Origin of the sequence: uncultured Chitinophaga sp., assembly GCF_937874145.1 — a bacterium.
In the GTDB taxonomy this organism is placed as follows: Bacteria; Bacteroidota; Bacteroidia; order Chitinophagales; family Chitinophagaceae; genus Chitinophaga.
This window is the reverse complement of record NZ_CALNBI010000341.1, coordinates 1-9,797: the sequence shown is the minus strand read 5'-3', so window position 1 is coordinate 9,797 and position 9,797 is coordinate 1. Positions and strand designations below refer to the sequence as shown.

The 9,797-nt window shown below is 58.1% G+C and carries 4 protein-coding genes and 1 pseudogene; all 5 read left to right on the top strand.

All coding sequences use genetic code 11. From position 1 onward, the window contains the following. Positions 1-2,176, top strand: a pseudogene (locus tag Q0510_RS16850) (hypothetical protein); the annotation flags it as partial. Then, complete coding sequence (locus tag Q0510_RS16845) at positions 2,173-3,564, top strand: SGNH/GDSL hydrolase family protein (RefSeq protein WP_298714422.1); 1,392 nt, start codon at positions 2,173-2,175, stop codon at positions 3,562-3,564. The pseudogene Q0510_RS16850 and the gene Q0510_RS16845, both read left to right, overlap by 4 nt. A gap of 120 nt (positions 3,565-3,684) precedes the next feature. Further along, positions 3,685-6,501, top strand: coding sequence for a hypothetical protein (locus Q0510_RS16840; RefSeq protein ID WP_298714419.1), 2,817 nt, complete (start codon positions 3,685-3,687; stop codon positions 6,499-6,501). Positions 6,502-6,510: 9 nt separating this feature from the next. After that, a complete protein-coding gene (locus Q0510_RS16835; protein WP_298714416.1) occupies positions 6,511-8,787 on the top strand; it encodes an FAD-dependent oxidoreductase in 2,277 nt (758 codons plus the stop codon). A 201-nt stretch (positions 8,788-8,988) separates the two neighbouring features. Then, a partial coding sequence (locus tag Q0510_RS16830) for an HAD family hydrolase (RefSeq protein WP_298714413.1) occupies positions 8,989-9,797 on the top strand: 809 nt, incomplete at its 3' end.

The window sequence follows — 9,797 nt, the reverse complement described above, 5'->3', positions numbered from 1 at the left end:
GCAACCGGTGGCCATTACGGAACGGAAAGATAATAAAACCGCGCTCTTCATTTCCGGCACACCCGACGGCTTCCCGCTCGATTGGGCGATGGCAGGCACGTCTGTGATGGGATTCGGCATGCAGAACGAAAAGAACGATCTGCAACCGGTGGTATTTTCGCCTGTTCCGGGATTGAAGGATGGGCAACTGAAAGCCGGCGGACAGCTTCACCGTTCGTTCAGCATCGGCGCAGCGCCGGACGGCTGGAACCAGGCGCTGGAATATGTGTCGGACAGTGTTTACGGCGTGCGTGATTACCGGCACCAGCAATTATCGTTAACGGAAACCATGTTTAATATCATCGATCTGATGAAGAACGATGTAGCTGCGGGATGGGCGCCGGCACTGAAGGGTTTCTATGACATCGAAGGAGACCCCAAAGCCGCGCCCACCGTGGTGCAGTCGGCCCCGCTGGCAGTGATTGCTGCGGCGGTGCTGGGATATGACGAAGAACTTTTCATCAGCCGGGCATTGCCGGTGATCGAATATACCCTCAGCCGCAGCGGCTTCCGCTGGGCGCAGAAGGGCATGAGCAAAAAAGCCGGGACCCTCAGTCCGTTCGGTTCCCAGTTCACGACCGCGTACTTCGAAGGCTTGCATAAGCTGTTGGGCAACGCCAATCCCTGGCTGCGAAAAATCGCGCTACCGGATAATGCGGTACGCGATGCAAGCGGGTATTCGGTTGCTGTTCCGAAATGGTCGCAGGAACTGGCGGCGTACCGGTTTACCGGTCAGCGCAGCTGGCTGGATTCCGCGGTGGCGCATGCGGATGCGTTCGTGAAGGAGGAAGTATACGGGACGAAGCGTACCCCGCTTACAAAACAGCCATTTTACAATACATCGTTCTACGCCAATTGGTGGGATCTGCCCGATCTCTACGATGTAACAGGCAACAAAAACTACCTCGATGCTGCGGAATACGCGGCTTTCCATACGATCGCGGGGGTGAGAAGTTATCCCATGGTGAAGGATACGGTGCAGGCCATCCACCCCGGAAATACTTACGAAGGCAATACCACGATGTGGTGGAAAGGTGGTGAGAAATATCGTTTAGGCTTTCCGCGCAAACCGGGGGATGTGCAGGAGAAGCAGGTACCCCAGGCAATCGTGTCGCCGGTAGGCCTTGGTTTCGAACAACCGTATACTTTTTTTGATCCCGGGAAACTGGTGCGCCACGTGTACATGAGCAGCTGGGCGCCGCACCTGCTGCGCCTCTTCCAGCAGCGCCCGCGTAAGATTTACGAAACCTATGCCCGCAACGCCGTGATCGGGCGGTTCACCAATTATCCGGGATATTACGCCACCGGTTTCCAGGACATCACGCTGCAACCGGATTTCCCGTACAAAGGCCCCGACGTCAGCTCGATCTACTATCACCATATTCCCCCGCATCTTGCCTTCACGGCCGATTACCTGGTCACCGAAATGCAGCAGCGCAGCGGCGGAAAAGTGGAATTCCCTTATGTGAAACAGGATGGGTTCGTTTGGTTCAATAACCGGGTTTACGGCGCAGGTAAAGGAAAAGTGATGGGGGACGAAGGCGTGCAGTTATGGATGAAGCGCGGCCTGGTAACCGTCGGTCACCCCGAAGTGAACTACGTGACCGGCATTTCGGATAAGCGCTTCTGGATCCTGCTCAACAGCGAATCCGATGCACCTGTTACCTGCCGGATCACACTGGGCGCGGATGCGCCGGTGGCCGCCGGTGCGCGCGGGATAATGCATCTGGAGAAAGAAGAAAGCATGGGGCTGGAAGGGCGCACCGTTACCGTGTCCATCCCGCCGAAACAATTTGCGGCGCTAAGTTTCCCGGTGGCCGGCAAGAAAAACGCCCGCCCGAAAATCTCCCCGCTGAAAGAAGGCATGCAGTCAACCGATTTCGGCCCGGGTATCGGGAAGTGTTACCTCTTCCGCATCCGTACGCCCTTTGGATGGGATGCCGTGTACGGCTACCTGGAATCCACCCTTTCCGAAGGCGCGCGGGTAGTGGTGTCCATGAACCATCGCGAAGCCACGTTGACGGCCTACCCCTTTGAATGGTCGTTCCATCCCGTAGAGCCAGGGGAGGAAGCCGCCGTAAAAGTTACCGTAACGACCAAAGAAGGCCGCGTATTTGAAAAGAACATGCGATTATGAGAAGATATAAAAGCACCCTGATCGCCGCGCTGTGGCTGACCGCCGCCGGGCCCTTGCTCGCCCAGGGCAACAACGACCTGATTGCTGCATCGCAGGGTGGCGCGTCGCCCTTGTATTTCGAGGTATCGCCCGCTGTGCCGTTGGTGAAGGCCGGGGATTTCAATCATGGTAAAGAATGCATCCCCCGCAACGGCCTGCCGGCATTCTTCGCGAAAGCCAAAGCCGGGAAACCTTTGCTGATCGCTTTCATCGGCGGCAGCATCACCCAGGGGAACGCGGGATACCGGCCACAGGTGCTGCGATATGTGAAACACATGTTCCCCCGGAATGCGATTACCGCCATCAACGCGGGCGTTTCCGGCACCGGCACCGACCTCGGCGCCTGCCGGGTGCAGGAGCAGGTGTTGCAGTACAAACCCGACCTCGTGTTTGTGGAGTTCGCCGTGAACGGTGCTTACGCGCCCGGGATGGAAGGGATCGTGCGGCAGGTGAAGGCCGCCGGAGCCGAAGTGTGCATGATTTATACGATCACCGGGCAGCAAACCGCCATTTACGCATCGGGGCAAGTGCCGACATCCGTCCAGGGACTGGAGACCGTGGCCGCGCATTACGGCGTGCCGTCGGTGCACCTGGGCATGGAAGCCTCCTTCCTGGAAAAAGAAGGCAAACTCACTTGGAAAGGCCATGCGAACGACACCTCCGGCCATATACTTTTCTCCACCGACGGCATCCACCCGCTACAGGCCGGCGGGAACCTCTACGCGGCCGCTATCGCCCGGAGCCTGGAAAAATTGCAACGCCTTCCCCACAAATCTGCATCACGACAGCTGCCCGAACCCGTTTTCCCGGACAACTGGGAAGGCGGAAGAATGTATGCCCCCCGTAGCATCGCGCAATTCAGCGGATCATGGGAGCAAATCACGAAGCCGCAGTTTGCCGCATGGTTTCCTGCCATAGAGAAAACCTCCGAACCCGGCGCCTCGTTCAGTTTCCGGTTCCGCGGCACCGGGTTCGGGATCTTCGATATCGGCGGCCCGGATGCCGGGCAAATCACCATCGAAGTGAACGGCAGGCCCATGCAGGTGCAACCGCCGCTCGTGCCCGGTACGCAGGTTTACCGGCTGGTGGAAGGGGACAGCCTCCCGGTGAACCGCTTCAACAGCTACTGCAACAACCGCTACCGCGGGCAACACCAATTTTTTACGCTGCCGGAAGGAAATTACACCGTCACGATCCGGCTTTCGCCCCAACAGCCGGATAAGCGGGCGATCCTCGGGCCGCAGCAATGGGAGGATATCACGAAGCACCCGGAGAAATACGCGCAGACGGCATTATACCTCGGCCGGATTCTCCTGAAAGGCGTTCCGGTACAGCCCGGAGGCGGGTGAGGAATTGTTTGGGAATGCTCCCACAAATTGGGAATGTTCCCACCGGATTTTTGCGTTGCAGGGTGTCACAGCCCTGCCTGCGCCATATTACATTTGATAATCGGGAAGTAAAAACACAATATGAAAAACGGATTTCCACGTCTGATCGCCTGTCTTTTACTGATGAACCTTGTGACCAGGGCACAGGTGCGTGTACCATCGGCCGCGGAAGGCATACAGGTAACCTCGGCGGGACGGCAATTTACTTTCCTGCCCACATTCCGCATCCTCTACAACAGCAGCGATCCCGGTATGGCGCTCAAGCCCGCCGGCATCAAACGCGTGGAATACAACGTGCTCACCTGGAAAGTGGCAGACAGCAGCCGGGCCGATTTCAGGCAGAAAAAGATACAGGCGTCGATGGCCGGCGACGGGTTCGACGACCGCATCCTCCGCACTAAATCCGAATGGCGTACCGCGAATGTCTTCAACGCCGGCGAAAGCGAGATCCTCCGCGCGAGCGCCATACGCAGGAAGGGCGACACGGTTTTCTTTTCCTTCCCCGACACCGCGCTCAGCGCCTATCTCCTCATTTCCGCAAAGCCATACCCGGTATTACATTTCACCTACAAACCCTCCCGCGATGGTTTCTACAGCATCGGCTACACAGGTGCTCCGGCCCTCAGCGCTGCGGAAGTAAAGGAAATCTGGCAGCCGCTCATCTGGCAGGAACGCCGCATCCCCGATGCCGGATACCTCACGCCGGCATTCATGGCGCCTTTGCCGGCCACGATGGTTAATACGGGGCAACATACCCTCGGTGTGCTCGCTTCGCCGGAACATCTTCCCTTCCAACCCTTGCCCATGCTGCCCAACAGCCAATTCGGCATTGCGCTGGTAAATGAACAGGGAATGCTCCAGCCGCAGGTCTACGCACCCATCCCCGGTGGATACGGATCGCAGATGAAGAAAGGGGAGACGTTTGATTTTTCGGTGCAGCTCGTAGCCGAACCGAAGGATATCACGCATACCTATCAATTCATCGCGGAGAAAATATTCGGATTCAAAGATTACCGCCGCAACGATATCGCATCGCTCAATACGGTGCTCGATAATATGACCGCCTACGCCATGACGCACTATGCCTGGTTTGTGGACAGCCTTAAAGGCTTCGCCTATTCCACCGACGTGCCGGGCGCAGTAAAAAACGTGTCCAGCCTCAACCCGCTGGAGCTCGCTATCGTCCGCGACGATTCCGTGATGTTCGAGAAGCGCGCTTACCCGCTGACGGAATTCATGCTCAGCCGCGAGAAATTCCTTTTCAGCCTCGATAGCCTGCAGAAGATCCAAAGTCCGTCGAGGCGGCTCAAAGGGCCGGTAGCGCCCTTGTCGGAGCTGGCGGCTTTGTACAGTGTGTTCGGTAAATCCAATCCATTTTATCTCCGGCTGATGGAGAAGGAATACAAAGTGGCCCGCGTCCGTAACCTGGATGTGAAGGAAGACGGCGCCAGCTGGATCAATGCCATGCATCTCTACAAAGCCACGGGCGAACAGCATTATCTCTCCACCGCCATTGCGAAAGCCAATGCCTATCTCCGCGACCGTGTTGCGCAGCCGCAGACTGCTTTTGACGATCCCTTTGCCGGGAGCTTCTTCTTCTGGCCGGCATTCACCAACCGCTGGATCGAATTATCGCAGTTATACGAGCTCACGGGCGACACTGCGTATCTCAACGCCGCCGTGCAAGGCGCCCGGCATTACACGATGTTCACCTGGATGAGCCCCGGCATCCCCGACAGCGCCATCACCGTGAATAAAGGCGGGAAAGCGCCGATGTACTGGTACCTGCGTTCGAAAGGCCATGCGCAGATGTATTATCCCGAAGAGAAAGCGCCCGCCTGGCGGCTGTCTGAAACAGGGCTGACGCCGGAGTCGTCGGGCACTTCCACCGGCCACCGCGGCATCTTCATGGCCAACTTCGCGCCCTGGATGCTGCGCATCGGTTACTACGCGAAAGACACATTTCTTATGAACGTCGCGAAAGCCGCCACCATCGGCCGCTACCGCAACTTCCCCGGATATCATATCAATACGGAGCGGACAACGGCGTATGAGCAGGAGAACTTCCCGCTGCATGCGCACAAGGCCCAAAGCGTCAATTCCTTCCATTACAACCACATCCTGCCCATGGCTTCGATGCTGATCGATTACCTGGTGACGGATGCTTTCGTGCGCAGCAAAGGACAGGTCAGTTTCCCGGCGGAATACATCGAAGGATATGCGTACCTGCAGAATAAAATGTACGGCAGCGCACCGGGGAGTTTTTACAAAGAGAAAGACGTGCGGCTGTGGATGCCGGCGCGCTTGTTAACGGGCACCAGCCGCGAGCTGAACTACATCGCCGGCCGGAAAGGCAACAGCCTGTTCCTGGCTTTTACGAATCAAAGCAACGCAACCGTGCATTCGCGCATCCGGCTCAACGATTCGCTGGTGGCCACATCTGCGAAAAGTAAAGTCGTGTCGCTGAACGGCGCGACGGCGGGCAGGATCATAAACGGTGCGTTCGACTGTACAGTGGCGCCGGGCGGCATTGCGGTTTTTGTGATAGAAGGTGCGGAGCCCGCCGTGCGGTTCCAGGAGCGGATTTTAACCCGCAGTACGGATACAGGGAACGATTACGCCGAGATCAAGGCTGGCCATGCGAAAGCGATGCTCTTCCGGCTGGGGGCTTACGGCCGCAGGTTGTTCCTGTTCCTGGAAGACGATGATAACCAGTGGTGCTCCGTGCAATTGCATTATACGGATGCAGCGGGGAAAGAAATGCGGTTGAAGGATGATGCGTACCCGTTCGAGTTTACCGTTCCGTTGGATGCGGCCGGCGCAGTGGAATGCTGGCTGTCGCTCGAAGGCCGCGATGGCAGAATGACAACCAGTGAAAAAATAACCTTAGGCAAATAAAAAACGAATATGATCAAGCAAGATGCAGCCGGGTCACGGACTTTCCCGGTACAGAACATTGTTGTTGACCTGGCGATCACCGGCGGCGGCCTTTCCGGCGTATGCGCCGCCATCACTGCCGCGCGGCAGGGTTTGAAAGTGGTGCTGGCGCAGGACCGCTCCGTACTGGGCGGCAACGCCAGCAGCGAAGTGCGCCTGTGGATACTCGGCGCCACCTCCCACATGGGCAATAATAACCGCTGGGCCAGGGAAGGGGGCGTGGTGGATGAGATACTCGTGGAAAACACATACCGCAACCCGGAAGGCAACCCGGTAATCTTCGATATGATCCTGCTCGACAAGGTATCGCAGGAGCCCAACATCACCTTGTTACTCAATACCGCCGTATACCAGGTAGAAAAGAAAGATGCTGAAACGATCTCCGCGCTGCGCGCCTGGTGCAGCCAGAACCAAACCGAATATTTGCTGAAAGCCCCCCTGTTCCTGGATGCCTCCGGCGACGGCGTAGTGGGCTTCCTGGCCGGCGCGGCGTTCCGGATGGGGGCGGAGAAGAAGGAAGAATTCGGCGAGCTGTTTGCTCCTTCGGAGGAATACGGCGAGCTCCTCGGCCACAGCCTCTACTTTTACAGCAAAGACACCGGCCGGCCCGTCACCTTTACGCCCCCGGCCTTCGCGCTGGACGATATCACCAAAGTGCCAAGGTTCCGCAGCTTCAACGCCCGCGAGTATGGCTGCAAACTCTGGTGGATCGAATACGGCGGACGGCTCGATACCGTGCACGATACCGAAACCATCAAATGGGAACTCTGGAAAGTGGTGTACGGCGTCTGGAACCACATCAAGAATTCCGGCGAATTCCCCGAAGCCGAAAACCTCACCCTCGAATGGGTGGGCATGATTCCGGGCAGGCGCGAAAGCCGCCGCTTCGAAGGCGATTACATGATGATCCAGCAGGATATCGTGGAGCAGCGCGAACATGCGGACGCCGTGGCTTTCGGAGGCTGGTCCATCGACCTGCACCCGGCCGATGGCGTATTCAGCGAAAAACCCGGCTGCAACCAGTGGCATAGCAAAGGCATCTACCAGATCCCTTACCGCACGCTCTATAGCCGCAACATCCGCAACCTCTTCCTGGGTGGCCGCAGCATCAGCGCATCGCATGTGGCGTATGGCTCCACCCGCGTTATGGCCACTTCGGCCCACGTGACCCAGGCCGCCGCCATGGCCGCCGTGATCTGCAAAGAACAGGATATCCTCCCGGCGGATATCATCGCCAGAGAACAAACGCGCGCCCTGCAGCAACGCCTCCTGCAAACCGGTCAATACATTCCCGGACTGCGCTATTCCGCCCCCGGCGACCTCGCCGCTTCCGCAAACATCACGGCCAGCAGCGAACTGGTGTTCCGCGCATTCCCCGGCGAGCCCATCCTCAAGCCGCTGGACATATCCGTGGCGCAGATGGTGCCGCTCCCCGCCGGGAAAGTACCGGTGATGGCCTTCCATGCGGAAGCCGCCTCGGCAACCACGCTGGACATTGAATTGCGCATCAGCGGAAAGAGCGGCAACCATACGCCGGACGTTACACTGGCCCGCCAGGCCGTTTCCCTGCAGCCTGGCCGCAATTGCCTCCAGCTGGATTTTAACGCGGAAATGCCGGCCGCGTCCTACGCGTTCGTGACGTTCTTCCGCAACGCCGATGTGCAGCTGCATTACACCGGAAAGCGCGTAACCGGCCTTTTATCCGTTTTCAACACCATCAACAAAGCCGTGTCCAACTACGGCAAACAAACGCCGCCGGAAGACATCGGGATGGACGCTTTCGAGTTCTGGTGCCCCCAGCGCCGTCCCGAAGGCCATAACCTCGATTTTAAAGTCAATGATGGCCTGGCGCTTTTCGCCGCGGCCAATGTCGCCAACGGCATCGAGCGCCCGGTGGATCAGCCCAACGCCTGGGTGGCGGACTGGAACGATCCCGCGCCAGTGCTCACCCTGTCCTGGGATACGCCGAAAGAAATCAGCAGCATAGAACTGTTTTTCGATACCGATTACGATCATCCCATGGAATCCGTGCTGATGACGCACCCCGAAACCGTGATGCCCTTCTGCGTCCGCAATTACCGTGTGAAAGACGATGCCGGGAATGTGATCGCTGAGAAAGAAGGTAATTACCAGGCCTTCCAGCGCATTGTGCCGGATACACCGGTACGCACCACCAAACTGCATATTGAAGCCGATCATCCTTCCGCCGGCGTGCCGGCTGCGATCTGCGCCGTGAGATGTTATTAAGACAGGGGCTGCCATCACGGCGGCCCTTTTTCATCTGCACGCTGAACTTTTTCCGGGAGCGTGTGTTATTATTTCCGTTACCCACCTCCCCGGCATATTCAGCAATCATCACAAAGCCACTCCTGTTCGCACCGCTCCCTGCTGTGCGCGGGTGATTGTTGACATCAAACACCGCGAAATATGTATCGGATTTTCAAACTGATGGCAGTATGCTTCTGTGTAACGCTGGCAGCCTGTTCCGGCGGCTCCCCGGGCAAAAATGCCCCGCAGGATTCGGCAAAGCGGTCGCCCCGTGGGGAACCGCTCCCTTCCTGGACCGACGGTCCCGCCAAATCCGCCATCACCGGCTTTGTGGCAAAAGTCACGGATGCAGGAAGCCCGCAGTTTATTCCCGGGGAAGACAGGATCGCCGTATTCGATAACGATGGCACGCTATGGTCGGAGCAGCCCCTGTATTTCCAGTTTTATTTCGCGCTCGACCAGGTAAAGCGCCTCGCTGCGGAGAACCCTTCCTGGAGCAAGGAAGAACCCTTCGCATCCGTCCTCCGCAACGACATTGCCGGCGCCCTCAAAAGCGGGGAGAAAGGCATTGCCCAGATCGTGCTCCGCACCCACACCGGCATGACCACCACCGAATTCGAACAACAGGTCCGCACCTGGATCGACACGGCGAAGCATCCCCTCAAACAACGCCGCTTCCGCAGCATGACCTATCAACCCATGACCGAGCTTATCCGCTACCTGCAGGACGCCGGTTTTAAAACGTATATCGTTTCCGGCGGCGGAGTGGAGTTCATGCGCCCCTGGACCGCCGCCGCTTACGGCATCCCGCCGGAACAGGTCGTTGGCAGCACCGCCAAATTGCAATTCGAACTGAAGAACGATACCCCGTACATCCGGAAGATGCCCGGCATTGGTTTCATCGACGACGGCCCCGGCAAGCCCGTGGGTATTGAGCTGGCCATCGGTAAGCGGCCCGTGGCGGCTTTCGGGAATTCGGACGGCGACCT